Raw genomic sequence first — 20,418 nt, 5'->3', positions numbered from 1 at the left:
GTCATCGCGCGTTGATCAGGAGCGCAGGCTTGAGCGGCCGGCCCCCGGTCGGAGGCTGAGGCCGGCCCGCCTCTTGCGGGCGGTCCAACCACAACCCCCTGGGGCCTGGGTTTCTGATCTTCAAGCAGCGACAGTGTCCTGCGGTCTGGGATGGTTGACCCGCACGACTGTTGGCTGAGCCCAATCGCGAGGTGGCCTGGCCCAGCGGCGTGGATGTTGCGCACGCGCCTGCTCATAGGTCTGCTGACGGACTCTGCAGATCGCGTCAGCTTCTCCGTAGTGACGTTGATTGGGCGTCACATACTTGATGCCGCTGTGACGATGCTCAGCGTTGTACCAGTCAACAAAACCATCGACCCAGGCACGCACTGAGAGAAGATCCCGGAAACGACGCACTGGATAGCTCTGGTGATATTTCATGGTTCGGAACCATGACTCAACGTAGGCGTTGTCATTGCTCACCCGCGGCCGCGAGAATGACAGGGAGATGCCGAGCTCGGCCAGCTTGGCGGCCAAGGTGTAGGAGCGCATGGGTGCTCCGTTATCGGCGTGCAGGATCGTGGTCGACCCCGAGCTGATCCCTTCATCACGGCAGACACGATCAAAGAAGTGCTTGGCCAGTTCGCCGCATTCACGATCGTGCACCTCAACGCCAAGGATGCGCCGGCTCCACACATCCATCACCATATAAAGGTAGTAGAACTGACCCTTCGCAGGCCCCGGCAACAGGGTGATATCCCAGGCCAGCACTTGATGGATGCCCGTTGCCTCCAGCACGGGTGGCTCTCTTGGCTCCCGCGGTGGGCGGCTCCTGCCGCGATGATTTAACAGGCCTTCCTGGCGCATGATGCGGTAAATCGTTGACTCCGATCCCACGTAGACTCCCTCCTCGGCAAGGATCGCCACGATCTGACCAGGCGTGAGATCGGCAAAGCGTGGATCGTTGACAGTGGACAACACCTGTTGGCGCTCCTCCTCGCTGAAACGATGCATGACATGCCTGGACGCTCCCTTGCGTTGATCGCAGCTGAATCCCTGGGTCCGAATCATCAAGCCCCATCGCCTCAGCGTGCGTGTCGCCAGGCCGAAAAGATCAGCAATGGCCTTGGCCGAAAGGCCACGACTGATGCCTTCCTGTAGAAGCGCGACGATCGCACCGCGATCGCCAGACGGAATCAAGGATCCTCGTCCGGTTGAAAGATCTGGTTGAACTTTTTTGAGAGCATCAACAACGTCGCCGCTTCTGTCAGTGCTTTTTCTTTCTTCTGCAATTCACGCTCCAGCTGGCGATTCCGCCGGACCAGTTCCTGATTCTTGCGTTGCAGTTCCCGCTGATCAGCCATGCTCGGCGCGCTGGGGCCATTGGCATCCTCGGCGGCCTGGCGCCAACGGGCAACCTGCTTGGGGTACAGCCCCCGCTCCCTGCAGAACGACCCGAGCTCGCTTCCGTTCAGTCCTGCGGCCTGGATCACGGCTGCCAGCTTGTCGGCAGCGCTCCACTGCTCCGGCGGCCGGTTCGTGGCAGGCACCAGCTGGCCCTGCTTCTGCCACTGGCTCCGCCAGTTGTAGATGGTCTGCGCCGTGATCCCGGTGTCGCGGGCGATCTCAGCCACGCTCTCAAGGTTCGGAGGGCTCATCCGCAGGCGGACGGCTTCCCGCAGAGCGGCGTCATAGGGCGGTTGCATAGTCGTCGGTTGGGCCCCCAGGTGGACGGGTCAAACCGAGCGGACTTCTTCCTAAGAAACACCAACGGCCAACAGGGATCTCGGCTGACTGACCACACCTCAAGCAGAGGCAACAAGTTGAAAACCAAGGGCAATGGCGCGTCGCTGGAGACCACGAATCTGACGATCCCTTGATTCCTCCTGATATGCGGCAGCACCGGGATCCTGATATACCAAACCATCACGGAGCGTCTTGTAGTAAAGAATGGCAAGCTTTCGGGCAGTAGCAATTAATGCTTTACTCTTTCCGGCACGTGCTGCCAGACGACGTTGAAAAGCACCCAGTGCAGTATTCGTTCTTCCCAGCGGTACGGCAGCCATCCAAAAGGCACTACCTGCTCGCGTAGTGCCCTGTCGTGTTCGTGAAGAAAGTACCTTTCCCCCTGAGATCCTGTTCTGAGGACTGAGTCCCAGCCATGACACAAAATGCTGGGCACTGGGCCAGCGCTTCATGTCCAACCCACACTCACTAATGAGCGTGAGAACTGTTGTTGGTCCTAATCCCGGAAGCCTTAGAAGATTGTGGCCTGACAAGGCTTGAATTAGGTGGGTTGGGTTAAATGCAAAGCCATGTCCGCATATCTTCCAATCCCCAGGTTGACTGCCTGGATCTTGATAGTCCGAGCCGGCAAGCTCTGTCATCAATGATTGTGCCGCAAGCTCGCAGGCCCTGATCTTCTCTGAATAGGTGTCAAAGAGCTCAACTGCGATCTTCAAAGAGAACAAGTGATCGTCTTGGTAGTTCCCCTCAAGAGCAGCCGCAATTGTTGCCGCGCTCTCCTTGCAGCGTCTGTCTCGGAGAGAAGCGAGTCTTTCGGGGTCCCTCTCACCTGAAAGTATGGCATCGATGATTCGCCTACCGGTTAGTCCGCTGATATCTCTGACAACATGATGAAGCTGAAGATTCATAAGCATCAGCGCCTTCTGGATGTGTTGCTGATGAGACGAGCGGTATCGAACAAGTTGATCACGCTGCCGCAGATATGAGCGTAGTTCTGTGATTTTTTGGTCTGGACGAAAGCTTGCTCTCACCAGGCCGTAGCTGTGGAGCTGCTGAAGCCATTGTGCATCGTTGATATCCGTCTTGCGGCCCGGAACATTCTTGGCGTGCCTGGCATTAACAAGAAAGACGTCAATGCCTTTGCCAGAGAGAATCTCGTAAAGCGGAACCCAGTAGATTCCAGTGGACTCCATGGCAATGGTGCTAATTCCAACTGCCAGCAGCCATTCGGCGAGTGCGATTAGATCCTTTGTGAAGCTTGAAAACTTGCGGACGGGATTCGGATCAAGCTCGACAGGAACAGCAACAACGTGGAATCTACTGCCGACATCAATTCCAGCGGAACGAGGGTTAATGACTTTCAGACGAGCTCGGCGCTTGCCTGCTGAAATTGGTTCTCCCATGGCTTAAGGACTCACTAGGTGATCGGGAGGGCATCAGGCAGGATTCGCGCACTAAAATCAGCAAATTCCTAATCGGGATCGGCCGACTAACTCATTGGTCAGTCGAGCCGTCGCCAGGGCAGGGAGCGCAATTCGAATCCCAGGCCACGTTTGCTTTCGGGGTCAGGCCTCCAAAGATGTCATCGGCCATGGCCCGATGTCCTCATGACCAGAGTGGCAAGGGCGCTCTGGCTTGGCCGTGGGTGTTTCGGGCGCGAGGGCGTACGCGCGTACTGGTTCGTTTGCTGACACTGGGGGTGCGCCGTGATCCCGGTGTCGCGGGCGATCTCAGCCACGCTCTCAAGGTTCGGAGGGCTCATCCGCAGGCGGACGGCTTCCCGCAGAGCGGCGTCATAGGGCGGTTGCATAGTCGTCGGTTGGGCCCCCAGGTGGACGGGTCAAACCGAGCGGACTTCTTTGCTGACACTAGGGGGGCAGGACAGTCTCAAGCTTGGACTTGAGGGCAGTTTACTGGGTTTTTCAGGGATTCCTTGACCCTTGAAGTGCGCTCGCCTATCTTTGAGAAATGATTGTGGAGTGCGGCTGGCTGTGTGCTGTTGTCGTTGCAGTCGTTCCGCTAGCCAAGGTCTACCGCACGTGCCCCAAGTCGTCCGTTGGTCATCCCTGTTCGTCGCCGTTACCAGGCTGGTCATCGTCTTGATCCTCTGCCTATGCAGTGTTCCTCTGGCGGCCACTGCAGCCGTTGTTGAACCGATCCCTCCCGACGCCTCGTTGTTGCAGCTGGGTCAGAACCGCAAGCTCGTTGCTCTCGGGAAGTCGATCTTCGAGGATGAGAATCTGTCTTTGAAGCGAAATATGTCGTGTGCCACCTGTCACGCCATTGCCGCAGGGGGGACAGCAGGCTCCGATCTTGGTAATCGACTAGCTGGTGTGCATCAAGGTTCAGCCTTTCAGGGCTTTGAATTCAAGCCTTCGGCCGAGAATGCACTTGGTTTTCGCAATGTGCAGACCAGTGCCTACTCCGCTTTGAGTCCGCCATTGTCACGGTTCTATGAAGGCGGCTCAGCTATTTTCGTTGGGGGCAATTTCTGGGATGGACGCGCCACCGGTTTCATGACTGGACGCGCCAGTCAGGAGCAGGCGACACAACCAGCGATTGGCACCCTGGAAGGTCAGCTACCTGCTCCTGCCTGCATTGTTTACCGCGTTGTGCATCCACCACGCAAGGAACAGTATCCAACCACTTATCAGTCGATCTTTGGTTCGCGCATAGATCTCATCCGCTGGCCCAAGGATATTGAAAGTCAGTGTGAATCAGTCACGGGGAGTGTTCGACTAGATCAAGCGACACGGCACTTTTCGGACGACTCATTGATCCAGGTGGCTTACACCAACATTGCATTGGCGTTGATGGCTTATGAGGGCTCCAGTGAGATGAGCCCATTCAGTTCTCGCTACGATGCTTACATCCAACATAGAGCTTCGCTTTCTGCTAGCGAGAAGCGAGGTCTATCTCTTTTTAATGGCAAGGCAAAGTGTGCCTTGTGCCATTCAGCCCAGACCAATATTAATGGTGTCAAGCCTCTGTTTACAGATTATACGTATGACAATCTCGGAATTCCTCGTAACCCTTCCAATCCGATTTATCGCTCTTCTTGGATTAATAGCCAAGGTGAGGATTGGGTTGACTTAGGACTGGGAGGATTTCTTCTCACGCAGGATAGCTACCGTGAATCCGCTTCTGAAGAGATGGGTAAATTCAAGGTTCCAACTGTCCGTAATGTGGCACGAAAACCGGATCCTCAATTTGTTAGGGCCTACATGCATAATGGTTACTTCAAAACACTAGGGCAGGTTATTGATTTCTACAACACACGCGATGTTAAGCCGCGTTGTGAAAGTTCCTGGACGCCCGTAGAGGATGCAGAAAGGCAGGGTTGCTGGCCAGAGCCGGAATACCCAGAAACAGTCAACAAAACTGAGCTCGGCAACTTGAAGCTCAGTTCTGCTGAACAGACTGATCTCGTTGCTTTCCTTGCAGCACTGTCAGACCAACAGCGTTGATTGATTTTTTTCCTTGGGATCATGCAGTAGGCATTGCTCGTCTGTCCTCAGTATGGAATGGAGCATTGCCAATTGCCCTAGGAGTTTGTTGCCAATAGAGCAGCGAGCCCCTGGTCACGACGAATCCCGGTGAGGTGAGCTCTGAGGTCTACCTCTCCCGCTGAGCTGGTTCATTGGGGCGAGGTTGACTCAGCCCTGGCGGCATTGCCAGGGTCTCTACCCCTCATCCCGTCGCTGCTGCCCAGAGCTGCTGCTGTGATCGCCTGTACCGGAACAACTTGAGCAGGTTGTGGGTGGCAGCGATCAGATGCCATTCACCATCGACCTTCTCCAGGCCCCGCAAGAGAAACCGCCGCAGGCCCCGGCCTTCCTTGATCTGGCCGTTCACCGGCTCCACGATCGCTTTGCGCTGGGCGTAGATCCTGGATCCCTTCTTGCTTCTGATCTTGCGGGCCATGCGGGTTCTGGCGTCGGCATCTCTGGGCAGCGGTCCTCGCTGTGGCGGTGGCGGCTTCCCATGCGGCAGACGGCCGGTGGCGATGTAGGCGTCAATGCCAAGGTCCTCACAGTGACCTGCGTTGTCGTCGCTCCAGTAGCCCGCATCCATCGTCATCACGTCCGGCAGTTCACCGGCGCTGGCGGCGATCCGCTCCAGCATGGGCTCCAGGTGCTCCACGTCCGGTGGCTGGTTGCTGACGCCCACCGCCACGATCACCTGGTGGTCACTGTCGACCGCCAGCTGGCAGTTGTAGCCCTGCAGGTAGGTGCCGCCGGACTGCATGAGGTGGCTGTCGGAATCTGTGAAATTCCGTTGGGTCTTGGCCGTCGGTGTGCCGTCAGCCTTTCTCGCCAGACCACGCCTGGGCATCGCGTCAGAGGCGAGTGGCTCCAGATCTGGTGGCTCGAGGCCAGCGCTCTCGGCGGCCTCGATGGCTTTGTCCCCCGCCGCTGCTGCCTTTGCCGCTGCGGCTTCCGCTTTCCTGTTCAGCTCGGCCTGCTCAGGGGCCGATCCATCCGATTCCTCGGCTGCGGTCGCTTTGGCTCTGGCCTTCTCGGCTTCCTCCTGCCGCTGCCGCGCTGCAGCTGCAGCGGTTTCCGCCTCCATCTCCTTGCGGGCCTGACGGATTTTTGCGAGGCGGCCCTGCTTGTGGCGCAGCTCATCGGGAAGTTCACTGCCCAGGTTTCCTTTGCCGTAGCGCCGGTCTTCCTGGGCATCCAGGATCTCGGCCTTGCGGATCAAGGCGTTGATTTCCTTCTGGAGCTCCTTCTCCGCCCTGAGCATCCGCTCGTGGCTCATCGCCTTGTGCTTGGAGGCATTGGCCTGCACCTTGGTGCCATCGAGGGCCACATGGCCCAGGCTCACCATCCCCGCCTTCTGGCACAGGCGCAGGATCTGAATAAACAGGCCCTTGAGGGCATCAAGGTTGCGCCGGCGGAACTCGCTGATTCGGCTGTGGTCCGGCTGCTGGTTGCCGGTCAGCACGCGGAATGCCAGATCCTCGTAGCAGGCCCGCTCGATCTTCCTGGAGGAGACGATGCCCACGCAGTAGGCGTAAAGCAGCAGCATCGTCATCATGCGTGGATCGAATCCCTTCTCTCCGCGGGGGTCCTTGGCCTGAGCGGGTACGAGGATCGCGGAGAGATCCAGCTCATCCACCAGGTCCAGCAGGAAATACACCTGGTGGTCTTCTGAGAGCCACTCACGCGGTGACGGCGGCAGCAGGGTGGCCTGCTGCGGCTGCCAGGGGCGAAAGGTCTTGCGCTTCTGCATGCCCGAGTGTATCGCCCAGATCCATTGCAGTCACTGGGATCTGGGCAGATTGATGGGCGGCTGTGGAGAGACTGGGTGCTGATCTATGCGCGACAGGCTCCTAGTTATTGCGATATCCTGATGCAAGCAGGCGCATGACGATGATTGGAATGTTTCTATCACAGACTTTGGTGCATTACAAGTTTTTGCTTGCCACGACAGCCTCCAGTCCTCATCTGCAGGGCACGCTTCTTCCTCGTGGCTTTTTTCTCGGCCTTGGGGCGATCTACATGCTGGCACTTGCTGTGGATCGGCTTGCCGCTAACTTGCGCTTACCCGGTGCCGCTGCCATTTTGCTGCTGGGGCTGGTCATCCCCAGTGATTGGTTGACTCAATCTCAGTGGCTTGACGCAGTGCATGTCGAGACCTTGCACAGGGTCAGCCTTGCCCTATTGATTTTTTACGCCGGTCTGAAGACCGACCTGCGCCGGATCCGCGGTCAAGCCAGTACTGGTCTCGCGCTTGGTTGTGGTGGCGTCGCGCTGACTGTTGCTATCACCGCCTTAACGCTACTGATGTTAACCCCGTTGTTGGCCCCTGGCTTGCCCCCAGCCGTTGCCGTGCTTGCGATGACATGCCTTGGAGCAACCGACAGCGGAGCGATCGACGATCTGTTTGTGGCGTTGGCTCATCCCATTCGTGCACGCTTGACTCATCTTTTGCAATTTGAAGTTGCGGTGAGCACCATCGTTACCTTGCTGGGCTTTGGATTCCTGGCTGGTTTGCTGAAAGACCAATCACATGGGGATCACCATGCCGTTCAAGGGCTCTTGGCAATTGGCGCGATGGATCAGTTTGGAGCTGTTGGCCTTCATGTAGTCGCCGGTCTGCTTGCTGGCTTGTTGGTCGGTGCATTAGCACCGCGATTCATCGATGCGATTGTGCGTTCTGAGCCGATGTTGTTGTTGGTTGCAGTTGCGCTTGCCTTCGTTAGTTATGGCTTAGGTCAGATCCTCGGAGGCGGGGGACTAGTGGCGGTATTTGTGGCTGGTGTAATGCTCTCAAATGGTCGTTATCGAATCAATCGTTTTGAGCAGCAGGCTCTAGGAAGGGTGATGCATCCCTTTAATACTGCCGCCGAAATCACTGTTCTACTTTTGCTCGGTTTCTTAGTCAGACCTGAGGCGATTGTTTCGGTGTTGCCGCTTGGCTTTCTCCTTGCGATTGTGGTTCCCATTGCACGACTGCTGACGCTTACCGTGCTGCTACCTTCCAAAGTATTCTCATGGCCCGATCGCTTCGTAGTTGCCGGTTTTGGATTGCGGGCTGCAGTACCTTTAGCAATGGCGCTGTCATTGACTGAAGAGCTCCCGCATATCAGTGGTGTGACAGCCACGATTGCCAATCAGTTGGGTGAGCAAATCCTTGCGATGCTGTATATCGTGGTTCTTTTGGATCTCTTGTTGCAGCCACTGCTGATTCGAATGGGACTAAGATCAGGCTTGAAATTGGATGCTACGAGTTCTCAGTTGTAATTCGGTGATATTAGTCAGTTGCTCTATGAAGTCATATTTTCCACGCATTTGCTTGTATTGCTGTCAGGCCATTGAAAGCTCCTCCTTGCTCACGGTCTACATAGATTACCTCTCTCAAGGTTGTATTAGGATTTCATTTCATGGCAATTCTTACCTGTTGCGTTTTGTGGTAAGCTGCACTCTCTCGTTCACACTGGAAGGATCAACGTCGGCATGGTTCCTCTAACTGCACCCAATGCCAATATTCAGGTCAGAAGATCCAAGCAAGGTTTAGATCTTGTATATCAACAGTCTGCCAAGAATCCATAACCGAGCTGAGAGTAACATCTGGAGCTGGCCCGTAACGATAGTGACATTGCTGGCTGCCGAGAGGATCCCTATAAGTGAGTGCTTACATATATCTGTCGAGCTAGACAGCACAAATGCCCGTGCTCAATGCTGACCACCGCATAATGTCGCTCTAGCACAATGGTTGGAATCCCAAAAGCCACTACCCATCTTGATGGCGTCCAACACCTGTTGTTAGCCCATGTATTACTGCTAGAATGGGTTGAAGCTCGGCTAGTACTACTTTGACAAACCTGATTGCATTATTTAGGACGTGCAGAGCTTTTCTATCATTCATAGGCAACCCTTCAGATACTACAAGCATAATACGAATGTATGAAGGTCTAAAAGATAGCGAGATATCATTGCAGTACTTTCAGCAATTACTTTCTAACCCCGGTGTAAAATCAATGGCCAGTGAGCGATGGACGTATCCTGAAGTGGACGTAGATGAGTTGCTTCAGTTAGGTGATGAAACCTTTGGAAGGCAGTACGCTACTTTCATTTCTGAAAACGGTCTTGATCCAGCGGCAATTGATGAGCTTGGTCAAGTTGATAGCGAAATTGACTATATAACACATCGGCTTAGGCATGTTCATGACATGATGCATGTGATTCTTGGTTTTGCACGAACTGATCTCGCATCGGAAGCTGGGGTCGCCAGCTTTAATATGTCACACATACGAAGCTTCTTTGGAGCAATACTAGCTTTTGGTGGCCTGTTACATTCGCTTAGATGCAAAGACTACTGTGCGTTTGATGACATCCTGCTTGCAACAGCAGCAGGTATTTCAATGGGAATGCAAGCGCGTATGTGCAGTACAGGTTCAATCTATGCCTACAAGTTTGAGGACTATTGGGACAGACCTATTGCAGAGTTACGGCGAGATCTAAACATTACACCTTTCAGTAATCCAACTAGGTCAGAGCCAACCAATGGAGAGTGCCGGCATTTCTAGACTCCAAACCGAAGCAGCAGTATTAGGTTCCGATCAAACCATTACCTCTCCAGAGAGCTCCAATATGCCTGGATACTTGCATCACATCCTTAGAATTCTATCAGCCTGCAGTCGACGGAGTTAGAGGCCCGCCGTGATATAGGAGTTCTTATCTCTGAATAATGCTTGCCATAGATTGGATAAAATGATTATCTGTGCTTTGTTAGTATTGAGACAGGGAGCTCATTGCCATCGAAATATGCATTTATATGCACTCTATTGTAACCCAAGTGCAACGAAATACTGTATGATTGTCATCTCTCCATACTGTTACTATCAATCGCAATTGGTGGGCCGTCAGTCATTTGTTGCAATGTCGATTCTCTGGGCTGCAGCCTATTGAATGATGCACTTCGACTACCGCGTACATGGGGACTCCTGAACAATCCAGATCCATTGCGCCGCAGCTGGTCTCAAGCATGAGAAACCGCTAAAGTGGCCGTGAATCAGGCAATCCGTGATTGCCTTTACTCCTGATCGTTCCATATGTACCGGAGGCACAATAACGGTCAGATCTCAATCAAGGAGTTCCACCTGCCATTTGGCGGCACACTTGATCCCGAGAATCGCTGGGTTCAACTGGAGGGGCTGATCCCATGGGATGAGCTGGAAGAAACCTATGCCCCTCAATTCAGCGCCACAATTGGCGCTCCAGCCAAATCAGTGAGAATGGCCTTTGGTGCTCTCTACATCAAACAGAAGTTAGGGCTCACCGACGAAGAGACAGTCCATCAGATCAGAGAGAACGCCTATATTCAGTTCTTTCTCGGCTTTGCGGGCTACACAGCCAAGGCACCGTTTGATGCCTCGATGATGGTGCACTTTCGCAAGCGTTTCTCTGACGAGGATCTGCGCCTTATCAACGAGCTGGTGGTGCAGCGCGGCAAAGAGATCCTTCTGGAAGCACTTGCTCAGGCAGCAGACGATGACGACCATGATGATCGTGATTCCAGTGGAGGAGGCGCTCAGCTAGAACTTGATGCGTTGATCAAGCCTGCTGACTGGCCAGAAGGAAAGAATTGGGGCACTCTCACGATTGATGCCAGTTGCACTCCAGCCGACATCACCTATCCCAGAGACCTCAAGCTCCTCAACGAGGCTCGCACAACGACCGAGCGAGTCATTGATGATCTGTGCAGTCAGTCATCGGGATTCAGGAGACATCGACCTCGCTACGACCGTGGCCTTGCTCGTGCTCATTTCCTGAGAGTGGCGAAGCAAAAACGACCACGTCGCCGCAAAGTGAAGGCTGCCATTAAACATCAGCTTGGCTATGTGCGGCAGAATCTCAAGGCCATTGATGCTCTGATCGGCTGCGGGGCAAGGCTTTCCGAGCTTAAGAGGCATTGGTGGCAGAAGTTGTTGGCCTGCAGCGAGTTGGAGCGGCAACAGGGCCTTCTGCTCGCCTCTCAGACCAACAGCATTCCAGACCGCCTGGTGAATCTTGTGCAGACCCATATCCGCCCAATGGTGCGAGGCAAAGCACGTGCTGCGGTGGAGTTTGGAGCCAAAATCAGTGTTTCGGTTCAAAACGGCTTTCCGTTCTTGCACCGCATAAGCTGGAACCCCTACAACGAAGGAGAAGACCTTATCGCTCAGGCGGAAAAATACAAGCTGGATACAGGATCTTACCCAGAGCGAATCTGCGCCGACCGGATTTATATCACGGCCAAGAATAGGCATTTCTGCACGAGGAACGGTATTCGCCTCTCCGGCAAGCGATTGGGTCGCCCGCCCAAGGATCCTGATGTCACCACTGCACACAAGCACCAGCTCCGATCTGATCAAGCTCGACGCAATGAAGTGGAAGGCGTCTTTGGCTCTGGAAAGCGCAAGTATTCCCTGGATCTGATCATGGCTCGTCTACCAGCTGGTGCCGAATCCTCCATCTCGATGGCCTTTGTCGTGATGTGCGCGGAAAAGGTCTTGAGGCTGCTGCGCCTCTTTTTTGTCCTTCTTTTTGGGTGGATCTACAGCTTTTTTATGGCCTGGTCAGCGATCAGAGCGCCTGAGGGCATCTGCAGGCCAGGCTTTTGAGATCTGGCCGACTTGATGTCACCGCGCTTGCCAGCCTGATTAACGCGAAGCAAACGGACGAATCCGGCGCCGATGGGCCGAGAATCTTTTTCAGGAGTCCCTACATGCTTTCAGCATTCGAGGCTTACATTCTGGGACCAACAAGGTGCTCACCCTTGCTTCATCTGTGAATTCCAAATGGATCGAATACTACTATGACTCTATAGTTTGATTGTTGACATATGAGCACTTAAATAGATTACGGGTGAGGTATTCCCACTCACACCAGAAATCTCTCCCATCAATCGAGGACGGCTATCCGCTTGAAAGTGCCAGGATAGGTTTATTTTGCTTTCCTTTATTGCTTCGCGAAGCATTTCTGTGGCTCAAACACGAGAACGCAATGCGTGCGTGTGCCAGTTATAGAATGTACGCTAATTGCTGAATCTTCAGAGCCTAAACAATGCTGGACGCCTTACACACATCCATTTATAGCATCAGCGTGTGTATACAACTAGATTCATTGGCACAAGCCGAAGAATCCTGGCTATCAAGGACTCTCCTGCGAAAGCAAGGCTCATCTGTTAGGCCTGAATAGTCGGACGTCACATCATTGCAATATAGAGGGACTCCTGAACAATCCAGATCCATTGCGCCGCAGCTGGTCTCAAGCATGAGAAACCGCTAAAGTGGCCGTGAATCAGGCAATCCGTGATTGCCTTTACTCCTGATCGTTCCATATGTACCGGAGGCACAATAACGGTCAGATCTCAATCAAGGAGTTCCACCTGCCATTTGGCGGCACACTTGATCCCGAGAATTGAGGTGGGTGCCTTTTATTGGACAGTTCCGGCCCCTGACATCGTTAACCCAGGACGGGTGGAACATGGTTCGGCCTCAGTGTAGACCGCGTGGGGAGTTTTGCCTCCAAGGGAACTGTGAGGTCTTACATGGCAATACCGCCACAGGAAGCGGGCCAGGCTGATTTCAGCGTCCCAGCCATCGCTGTATGCCCGTAGGTAGACCTCCTCGTACTTGACAGTCCTCCACAGCCGTTCAACAAGGATGTTGTCGTAGCACCGCTTTCTGCCGGACCAGCTGATCTGGATCCGCTCCCCTTTGAGTCTGGCCACAAAGTCAGCGGACGTGAACTGACAGCCTTGATCGGAGTGGAAGATCTCTGGCCTACGGCCGCCTCCCAAGGCCATCTCCAGGGCCTCCAGACAGAACTTCGTGTCAAGGCTGTTGGAGAGCCTCCAGCTGAGCACATGCCTGGAATGGAGATCCATGATCGCCACCAGATAGAGGAACCCTTTCTGCAGAGGGATGTAGGTGATGTCGGTCGCCCAGACCTGATCCACCGACGTGACCTGCGTGAGGTCCACCAGGCAGGGGAACCGCACGGACGGATCACCTGGAACCGTCGTCCGGGGCTTCTGGTAGATCGCCCGTAATCCCATGCGCCGCATGAGGTTTCGCACTCGATCTCGGCTGATCGGGATACCATCTTGGGCCAGATAGTCCACCATCCGGCGGCTGCCGCTGCAGGGATCCTCCAGGTAGAGAGCATCGATCCTGGCCATGATCCGCAGCGTCGATACACGGACCGGTGTCGGCCGGTAGTACAGCGTGGATCGAGGCAGCCCCAGCAGCGCACACTGCCTGCTGATGCCAGGGCTGCCTAAAAGTGTGATCAGCCCAAGCTCCCTCGGCTGGCCACGCCGCCAAGTGCCAGCATTCCCTTGATGTCGTAGGCCAACTCCCGCAGGCCTTGGCGGATCGAGCGGTAGCCGCCCCGCCGCAGCAAGTTCATCACGATGGTTCGCAGGAAGGCGAACACCGGGGCCCCGATCCGGTTGGCGTAGCGATGAGCGTCCTCACCCAGCTGGACGTCACGGGCCCAGTGCCATTCGTTCTCAATGCTCCAGCGCTGACGGATCAGGCGCAGCAGGGCTTGTGGCGTGGTGCGCACGCTGGTGAGGAACAGGTGGTGCCTGATCTTGCGCTTGCCCTTGCGGGTGAGGGTGCCTGTGATCACCTCAACGATCCAGGCGCTGCCGGGCCAGTTGGCTTTGATGTGCTCCGGTGCCTCTCTGGCTCGCAGTTCCCAGACGGTGTCGCGCCCGTGGCGCTTCTCGTGATCTGTTGCAGTGAAAGGGATGTGACGCTTTCCCTGGAACTGGCAGCCGATCTGGCGGTAGAGGGTCTTCTGGTTCGATTTGACGGTCAGGAGCACGTCGGCCCCCTGGGAGAGGCACCAGCGAAAAACGCCTGCGTCGTGTGCAGGGCATCCGCCTGGATCAACACGCCATCGAGATCCAGGCTGCTGAGCAGCTCTTTCAGCGCCGCACGCTCACTGGATTCGTGGGTGTCATAGGTCGTCTGGGCCAGGGCGACGCCAAGGGCCCGGGCGTACACCGTGACCTGGGCGACAAACCGGTGACTGCCGTCTTCTGTCTCCACGGCAGAGCCGCGCAGGGTCTTGCCATCACACACCAGCTGATCCAGACCCGTTGCCCCGCTTGGGACCTGGCTGATCATCCAGGCCTGCAGCACCTGGCCAAACTCCTGCAGGTGGGCCTTGTTGAACAGGTAGAGGAAGGTGGCATCGGAGGGCCAGCGCTTGAAATTCAGGCCCAGCGCCTGGTTGAGTGCCTCACGGTGCCGCCGGGCAAAGGCCTCCAGATCACGGGAGCTGCGGCAGCCGCTCAGGATCCCGAGCACAGCCACCAGCAGCAGGAACCACTGCGGGTAACGCACCCCGCGGCGGTAACGCCCATCCGGGATGGCCTTGAGGAAGCTGATCAGGTCATCCGGTGCGGGCTGATCGACTCCGGTGGAGCGGGTTTCGGGCATTGGGGGCACTGAGACCCGCCGACCAAACCCAATGCTGGCAGACCTGCCAAGAGCTACCAGGACAGACTTTTAGGCGACCCTGCTGCTGATGCTGAGCTCGGGGTGGTCGTGATCGACCAGCTTGCGCAGTTCACGGGCATCAGAGCAGTTGAGACTTTTTTTTGAGCCACTCCAGCTCCATCTGCAGCCGTCCGATCTGCTGGAACAGCTCCGCCTCCTTGGCCTGCCCCTCCTCCTTGTCCTTGGTCTTCTTGCCTCGGGTGAAGAGCTCGCTGGCACCGTCCAGGAGCTGCCGCTTCCACTGGCTCACCTGGATCGGGTGGATGGCGTGGTCGGCGGCGATCTCCTGGATCGTCTTGCGGCCACTGATCGCCTCCATGGCGACCCTGGCCTTGAACTCGGGGCTGTGGGCGCGGCGCTTGCTCATCGGTGGGAGCCCCTTTCAGGGGCGGTACCCCGCCTCAGAGGTTAACGATGGGGCCTGTCCAGAAAAGCCAGACCACCTCAAATCGCTGGGTTCAACTGGAGGGGCTGATCCCATGGCGGCGCCTATCAGCAAAGATGTCCGCTCAGGGTACTGATCTGAGTACCTCAGAAAGCCTACTCCGGATGGAGGATCATGGGCTTCGAGATCGGATGTTGATCGTCATCGCGCGTTGATCAGGAGCGCAGGCTTGAGCGGCCGGCCCCCGGTCGGAGGCTGAGGCCGGCCCGCCTCTTGCGGGCGGTCCAACCACAACCCCCTGGGGCCTGGGTTTCTGATCTTCAAGCAGCGACAGTGTCCTGCGGTCTGGGATGGTTGACCCGCACGACTGTTGGCTGAGCCCAATCGCGAGGTGGCCTGGCCCAGCGGCGTGGATGTTGCGCACGCGCCTGCTCATAGGTCTGCTGACGGACTCTGCAGATCGCGTCAGCTTCTCCGTAGTGACGTTGATTGGGCGTCACATACTTGATGCCGCTGTGACGATGCTCAGCGTTGTACCAGTCAACAAAACCATCGACCCAGGCACGCACTGAGAGAAGATCCCGGAAACGACGCACTGGATAGCTCTGGTGATATTTCATGGTTCGGAACCATGACTCAACGTAGGCGTTGTCATTGCTCACCCGCGGCCGCGAGAATGACAGGGAGATGCCGAGCTCGGCCAGCTTGGCGGCCAAGGTGTAGGAGCGCATGGGTGCTCCGTTATCGGCGTGCAGGATCGTGGTCGACCCCGAGCTGATCCCTTCATCACGGCAGACACGATCAAAGAAGTGCTTGGCCAGTTCGCCGCATTCACGATCGTGCACCTCAACGCCAAGGATGCGCCGGCTCCACACATCCATCGTATCCGTTCAGGGGCCGTGACGCAGCCGCGCAGCATTCACCGCCCTTGATCGCTGATCACCAAGCGACCACAGACACCACGATCGATGACGGCCGGCTCAGGGATTCGGCAACAGCGATGGCATCTCACCGCCACGATGATGGGCGATCAAGGCCTGCTCCAGGAACTGCCAGATATCACGGCCCTGTTGCCGCAGGCTGGTGGTGACCGTGAGCAACCTGCTGCGGCAGATTGCACCCTGGCGGGATTGGACGCCATGGCTGATCTTGCGCTGAATCACCGAATGGCGCAGGGCACGCTCGGCTGCGTTGTTGGTGGGCTCGATCCCTTCAATCTCCAGGAAGGTCCAGAGGCCATCGCTCACTTGCAGCAACTGATGGCAGGTACGCACCGTCTTGGCCCACGGCGTTCGCTCGCCGCGCTGGCAGCCCAGCTCCACAACCCGCTGCAGCGTGCCCACAAACGCCTGGCGGATCGGCCGACAGCCCTGCTGCAACGTGGACCAGTCGATCGTTCCGTCTTTGTAGCGGTGCCACTGGGCAAACAGCTGCTGCTGCAGGCCCAGCAGCTCCGCTCCAATCTCACCGCTGGCGCCCTGACGGTCAGCGATGGCAGTGAGATCGCGGATCACGTGCGCCCAGCACAGCTGGCGCTGCTCCAGCGGGAGATGGTTGTAGGCGGAGAAGCGATCGCTCACCACAATTCCGCCAAAGGCATTCCCGAGCAGGTCGATCGCGGCGGCAGCCGAGCGGCTCAGGCTCTGCAAGAACACTGTCACCCCCATGGCGGTCACCATGACCCACTCCCAGCCGCGCCGGCCATCGGGGTTGCCCCCATCGGCATTACCGGTGGGGGCACCGGTTTCATCGACATAGACCACCGACTGCTGACGGGCAAACGCAAGGGCCTCCTGCATGGGCTGCTCCAGTGCTGCACTCAAGCGCTGGCGGATAGTGGCCATCGCTCCCCGGCTGATCTGTACCCCCAGCAGCTGATCCAGCAGCGCCTGGGTCTTGCTGAAACTCAACGGGAAGGCACTACCCAGCAGACCCACCAGAGCACTGAGCCGGGGACCGTAATGGCTTACTTCCACCTCCGCCGGTAACGAGGCACAGGTGCTGGTGGAACAGCAGGGGCAGACCAGGCGGTGCAGCCGGTGCTCGATCACCAGAGGCGTGATCGGTGGAATCTCGATCACCTGGTGCCTCAAGGGCTCGGGATCCTGACCCTGTAGCAACGTGCCGCAGCGGCGGCAGGCCTGGGGGTGGTGCTCGACCACCTCATCCACCCGCTCGATCGGCAGCAGCTCCGGCCCAGATCCGGGATGGCCCGGCTGGCCGCCGCGCTTGCGGCCACTGCCCTTGCGTCGTTCGGGCGGCCTAAACCCCTGGCCATCACTGGAGGGAGGCTTGGAAGAATTGCGGGAGCTGCGGCCGATCCGCTCGCGCAGATGGGCCAGTTCGGTCGCCAGGGCGGTGAGCTGGACGCGGAGCTGCACCATCTCCTCCTGTTGAGCCAGGATGAACTCCCTGGCACCAGCTGGCCACGACAACCAGTCCACCTCGGAAATGCCAGCAGGAGGGGCGCCCATCTCAAGCAGTCTCTGCCTGAGATGCAAACGGGAATCAGGACGCCGTCAAGGGTTCAGCAGAGACGATGTTCGCCGCGTGCTGTCCCGACCCCTGAATGCTTACCATCCATCACCATATAAAGGTAGTAGAATTGACCCTTCACAGGCCCCGGCAACAGGGTGATATCCCAGGCCAGCACTTGATGGATGCCCGTTGCCTCCAGCACGGGTGGCTCTCTTGGCTCCCGCGGTGGGCGGCTCCTGCCGCGATGATTTAACAGGCCTTCCTGGCGCATGATGCGGTAAATCGTTGACTCCGATCCCACGTAGACTCCCTCCTCGGCAAGGATCGCCACGATCTGACCAGGCGTGAGATCGGCAAAGCGTGGATCGTTGACAGTGGACAACACCTGTTGGCGCTCCTCCTCGCTGAAACGATGCATGACATGCCTGGACGCTCCCTTGCGTTGATCGCAGCTGAATCCCTGGGTCCGAATCATCAAGCCCCATCGCCTCAGCGTGCGTGTCGCCAGGCCGAAAAGATCAGCAATGGCCTTGGCCGAAAGGCCACGACTGATGCCTTCCTGTAGAAGCGCGACGATCGCACCGCGATCGCCAGACGGAATCAAGGATCCTCGTCCGGTTGAAAGATCTGGTTGAACTTTTTTGAGAGCATCAACAACGTCGCCGCTTCTGTCAGTGCTTTTTCTTTCTTCTGCAATTCACGCTCCAGCTGGCGATTCCGCCGGACCAGTTCCTGATTCTTGCGTTGCAGTTCCCGCTGATCAGCCATGCTCGGCGCGCTGGGGCCATTGGCATCCTCGGCGGCCTGGCGCCAACGGGCAACCTGCTTGGGGTACAGCCCCCGCTCCCTGCAGAACGACCCGAGCTCGCTTCCGTTCAGTCCTGCGGCCTGGATCACGGCTGCCAGCTTGTCGGCAGCGCTCCACTGCTCCGGCGGCCGGTTCGTGGCAGGCACCAGCTGGCCCTGCTTCTGCCACTGGCTCCGCCAGTTGTAGATGGTCTGCGCCGTGATCCCGGTGTCGCGGGCGATCTCAGCCACGCTCTCAAGGTTCGGAGGGCTCATCCGCAGGCGGACGGCTTCCCGCAGAGCGGCGTCATAGGGCGGTTGCATAGTCGTCGGTTGGGCCCCCAGGTGGACGGGTCAAACCGAGCGGACTTCTTCCTAAGAAACACCAACGGCCAACAGGGATCTCGGCTGACTGACCACACCTCAAGCAGAGGCAACAAGTTGAAAACCAAGGGCAATGGCGCGTCGCTGGAGACCACGAATCTGACGATCCCTTGATTCCTCCTGATATGCGGCAGCACCGGGATCCTGATATACCAAACCATCACGGAGCGTCTTGTAGTAAAGAATGGCAAGCTTTCGGGCAGTAGCAATTAATGCTTTACTCTTTCCGGCACGTGCTGCCAGACGACGTTGAAAAGCACCCAGTGCAGTATTCGTTCTTCCCAGCGGTACGGCAGCCATCCAAAAGGCACTACCTGCTCGCGTAGTGCCCTGTCGTGTTCGTGAAGAAAGTACCTTTCCCCCTGAGATCCTGTTCTGAGGACTGAGTCCCAGCCATGACACAAAATGCTGGGCACTGGGCCAGCGCTTCATGTCCAACCCACACTCACTAATGAGCGTGAGAACTGTTGTTGGTCCTAATCCCGGAAGCCTTAGAAGATTGTGGCCTGACAAGGCTTGAATTAGGTGGGTTGGGTTAAATGCAAAGCCATGTCCGCATATCTTCCAATCCCCAGGTTGACTGCCTGGATCTTGATAGTCCGAGCCGGCAAGCTCTGTCATCAATGATTGTGCCGCAAGCTCGCAGGCCCTGATCTTCTCTGAATAGGTGTCAAAGAGCTCAACTGCGATCTTCAAAGAGAACAAGTGATCGTCTTGGTAGTTCCCCTCAAGAGCAGCCGCAATTGTTGCCGCGCTCTCCTTGCAGCGTCTGTCTCGGAGAGAAGCGAGTCTTTCGGGGTCCCTCTCACCTGAAAGTATGGCATCGATGATTCGCCTACCGGTTAGTCCGCTGATATCTCTGACAACATGATGAAGCTGAAGATTCATAAGCATCAGCGCCTTCTGGATGTGTTGCTGATGAGACGAGCGGTATCGAACAAGTTGATCACGCTGCCGCAGATATGAGCGTAGTTCTGTGATTTTTTGGTCTGGACGAAAGCTTGCTCTCACCAGGCCGTAGCTGTGGAGCTGCTGAAGCCATTGTGCATCGTTGATATCCGTCTTGCGGCCCGGAACATTCTTGGCGTGCCTGGCATTAACAAGAAAGACGTCAATGCCTTTGCCAGAGAGAATCTCGTAAAGCGGAACCCAGTAGATTCCAGTGGACTCCATGGCAATGGTGCTAATTCCAACTGCCAGCAGCCATTCGGCGAGTGCGATTAGATCCTTTGTGAAGCTTGAAAACTTGCGGACGGGATTCGGATCAAGCTCGACAGGAACAGCAACAACGTGGAATCTACTGCCGACATCAATTCCAGCGGAACGAGGGTTAATGACTTTCAGACGAGCTCGGCGCTTGCCTGCTGAAATTGGTTCTCCCATGGCTTAAGGACTCACTAGGTGATCGGGAGGGCATCAGGCAGGATTCGCGCACTAAAATCAGCAAATTCCTAATCGGGATCGGCCGACTAACTCATTGGTCAGTCGAGCCGTCGCCAGGGCAGGGAGCGCAATTCGAATCCCAGGCCACGTTTGCTTTCGGGGTCAGGCCTCCAAAGATGTCATCGGCCATGGCCCGATGTCCTCATGACCAGAGTGGCAAGGGCGCTCTGGCTTGGCCGTGGGTGTTTCGGGCGCGAGGGCGTACGCG

Annotated in this window: 17 protein-coding genes; 4 read left to right on the top strand and 13 right to left on the bottom strand. The window is 56.7% G+C overall.

Annotated features, from left to right (window positions below; all coding sequences use genetic code 11):
- Positions 1–120: 120 nt before the first annotated feature.
- The 3 genes from H8F24_RS07445 to H8F24_RS07435 all read right to left on the bottom strand — a co-directional run bounded on the left by H8F24_RS07445 (position 121) and on the right by H8F24_RS07435 (position 3,128).
- Positions 121–1,179 (bottom strand): IS3 family transposase, encoded by a 1,059-nt coding sequence (locus H8F24_RS07445; protein ID WP_197169602.1) that lies wholly within the window; start codon positions 1,177–1,179, stop codon positions 121–123.
- On the bottom strand, positions 1,176–1,685 hold the full coding sequence (locus H8F24_RS07440; RefSeq protein ID WP_197157219.1) for a transposase: 510 nt from the start codon (positions 1,683–1,685) through the stop codon (positions 1,176–1,178). The genes H8F24_RS07445 and H8F24_RS07440 overlap by 4 nt, the downstream gene beginning before the upstream one ends.
- 99 nt (positions 1,686–1,784) lie before the next feature.
- Positions 1,785–3,128: an IS110 family transposase gene (locus H8F24_RS07435; RefSeq protein ID WP_231597702.1), complete on the bottom strand. Its 1,344-nt coding sequence runs from the start codon at positions 3,126–3,128 to the stop codon at positions 1,785–1,787.
- Positions 3,129–3,764: 636 nt separating this feature from the next.
- Here H8F24_RS07435 and H8F24_RS07430 point away from each other — a divergent pair.
- A complete protein-coding gene (locus H8F24_RS07430; RefSeq protein WP_197171606.1) occupies positions 3,765–5,192 on the top strand; it encodes a cytochrome-c peroxidase in 1,428 nt (475 codons plus the stop codon).
- 223 nt (positions 5,193–5,415) lie between these two features.
- Here H8F24_RS07430 and H8F24_RS07425 read toward each other — a convergent pair whose 3' ends face one another.
- A complete protein-coding gene (locus H8F24_RS07425) occupies positions 5,416–6,963 on the bottom strand; it encodes an IS1182 family transposase (RefSeq protein WP_197169597.1) in 1,548 nt (515 codons plus the stop codon).
- Positions 6,964–7,133: 170 nt separating this feature from the next.
- Here H8F24_RS07425 and H8F24_RS07420 point away from each other — a divergent pair, with 170 nt between their 5' ends.
- The 3 genes from H8F24_RS07420 (at position 7,134) to H8F24_RS07410 (ending at position 11,839) form a co-directional block, all read left to right on the top strand.
- On the top strand, positions 7,134–8,477 hold the full coding sequence (locus tag H8F24_RS07420; protein WP_231598252.1) for a cation:proton antiporter: 1,344 nt from the start codon (positions 7,134–7,136) through the stop codon (positions 8,475–8,477).
- A gap of 659 nt (positions 8,478–9,136) precedes the next feature.
- Positions 9,137–9,763: a Coq4 family protein gene (locus tag H8F24_RS07415; protein ID WP_197171603.1), complete on the top strand. Its 627-nt coding sequence runs from the start codon at positions 9,137–9,139 to the stop codon at positions 9,761–9,763.
- Positions 9,764–10,288: 525 nt separating this feature from the next.
- Entirely contained in the window at positions 10,289–11,839 is a 1,551-nt protein-coding gene (locus H8F24_RS07410; protein WP_197171601.1) for an IS5 family transposase, read from the top strand.
- Positions 11,840–12,654: 815 nt separating this feature from the next.
- On the opposite strand, the gene H8F24_RS07405 is transcribed toward H8F24_RS07410, so the two are convergent.
- The 9 genes from H8F24_RS07405 to H8F24_RS07365 all read right to left on the bottom strand — a co-directional run bounded on the left by H8F24_RS07405 (position 12,655) and on the right by H8F24_RS07365 (position 20,150).
- Complete coding sequence (locus H8F24_RS07405) at positions 12,655–13,446, bottom strand: IS3 family transposase (RefSeq protein ID WP_231598251.1); 792 nt, start codon at positions 13,444–13,446, stop codon at positions 12,655–12,657.
- 65 nt (positions 13,447–13,511) lie between these two features.
- Positions 13,512–14,054, bottom strand: coding sequence for an ISAs1 family transposase (locus H8F24_RS19920; RefSeq protein WP_197158713.1), 543 nt, complete (start codon positions 14,052–14,054; stop codon positions 13,512–13,514).
- Positions 14,045–14,674: an ISAs1 family transposase gene (locus H8F24_RS19915; RefSeq protein ID WP_197158706.1), complete on the bottom strand. Its 630-nt coding sequence runs from the start codon at positions 14,672–14,674 to the stop codon at positions 14,045–14,047. Before H8F24_RS19915 ends, H8F24_RS19920 begins: the two co-directional genes overlap by 10 nt.
- 139 nt (positions 14,675–14,813) lie before the next feature.
- Entirely contained in the window at positions 14,814–15,101 is a 288-nt protein-coding gene (locus H8F24_RS07390; protein WP_231598083.1) for a transposase, read from the bottom strand.
- Positions 15,102–15,439: 338 nt separating this feature from the next.
- Positions 15,440–16,000 (bottom strand): integrase core domain-containing protein, encoded by a 561-nt coding sequence (locus H8F24_RS07385; RefSeq protein ID WP_197171600.1) that lies wholly within the window; start codon positions 15,998–16,000, stop codon positions 15,440–15,442.
- Between the two features lie 99 nt (positions 16,001–16,099).
- On the bottom strand, positions 16,100–17,593 hold the full coding sequence (locus tag H8F24_RS07380) for an IS66 family transposase (RefSeq protein WP_197154297.1): 1,494 nt from the start codon (positions 17,591–17,593) through the stop codon (positions 16,100–16,102).
- 53 nt (positions 17,594–17,646) lie between these two features.
- Positions 17,647–18,201 (bottom strand): helix-turn-helix domain-containing protein, encoded by a 555-nt coding sequence (locus H8F24_RS07375; RefSeq protein WP_197171598.1) that lies wholly within the window; start codon positions 18,199–18,201, stop codon positions 17,647–17,649.
- Positions 18,198–18,707 carry a transposase gene (locus tag H8F24_RS07370; RefSeq protein ID WP_197157219.1) on the bottom strand — a complete coding sequence of 170 codons (510 nt, stop codon included), beginning with the start codon at positions 18,705–18,707 and terminating at the stop codon, positions 18,198–18,200. Before H8F24_RS07370 ends, H8F24_RS07375 begins: the two co-directional genes overlap by 4 nt.
- 99 nt (positions 18,708–18,806) lie before the next feature.
- The gene (locus H8F24_RS07365) at positions 18,807–20,150 is read right to left on the bottom strand and encodes an IS110 family transposase (protein WP_231597702.1); all 1,344 of its coding nucleotides are present in this window, start codon (positions 20,148–20,150) and stop codon (positions 18,807–18,809) included.
- Positions 20,151–20,418: the final 268 nt, after the last annotated feature.

The organism is Synechococcus sp. CBW1002, assembly GCF_015840915.1.
Taxonomy (GTDB): domain Bacteria; phylum Cyanobacteriota; class Cyanobacteriia; order PCC-6307; family Cyanobiaceae; genus CBW1002.
Note: the sequence above shows the minus strand (reverse complement) of the source record. Positions and strands in the feature narration are given on the sequence as shown.

Bases quoted from the DNA above. Each gene is read 5' to 3' on its own strand.
- H8F24_RS07440 (WP_197157219.1), bottom strand. From the start codon at position 1,685: ATGCAACCGCCCTATGACGCCGCTCTGCGGGAAGCCGTCCGCCTGCGG.
- H8F24_RS07435 (WP_231597702.1), bottom strand. From the start codon at position 3,128: ATGGGAGAACCAATTTCAGCAGGCAAGCGCCGAGCTCGTCTGAAAGTC.
- H8F24_RS07425 (WP_197169597.1), bottom strand. From the start codon at position 6,963: ATGCAGAAGCGCAAGACCTTTCGCCCCTGGCAGCCGCAGCAGGCCACC.
- H8F24_RS07415 (WP_197171603.1), top strand. From the start codon at position 9,137: ATGTATGAAGGTCTAAAAGATAGCGAGATATCATTGCAGTACTTTCAG.
- H8F24_RS07410 (WP_197171601.1), top strand. From the start codon at position 10,289: ATGTACCGGAGGCACAATAACGGTCAGATCTCAATCAAGGAGTTCCAC.
- H8F24_RS19915 (WP_197158706.1), bottom strand. From the start codon at position 14,674: ATGCCCGAAACCCGCTCCACCGGAGTCGATCAGCCCGCACCGGATGAC.
- H8F24_RS07390 (WP_231598083.1), bottom strand. From the start codon at position 15,101: ATGAGCAAGCGCCGCGCCCACAGCCCCGAGTTCAAGGCCAGGGTCGCC.
- H8F24_RS07385 (WP_197171600.1), bottom strand. From the start codon at position 16,000: ATGGATGTGTGGAGCCGGCGCATCCTTGGCGTTGAGGTGCACGATCGT.
- H8F24_RS07380 (WP_197154297.1), bottom strand. From the start codon at position 17,593: ATGGGCGCCCCTCCTGCTGGCATTTCCGAGGTGGACTGGTTGTCGTGG.
- H8F24_RS07370 (WP_197157219.1), bottom strand. From the start codon at position 18,707: ATGCAACCGCCCTATGACGCCGCTCTGCGGGAAGCCGTCCGCCTGCGG.
- H8F24_RS07365 (WP_231597702.1), bottom strand. From the start codon at position 20,150: ATGGGAGAACCAATTTCAGCAGGCAAGCGCCGAGCTCGTCTGAAAGTC.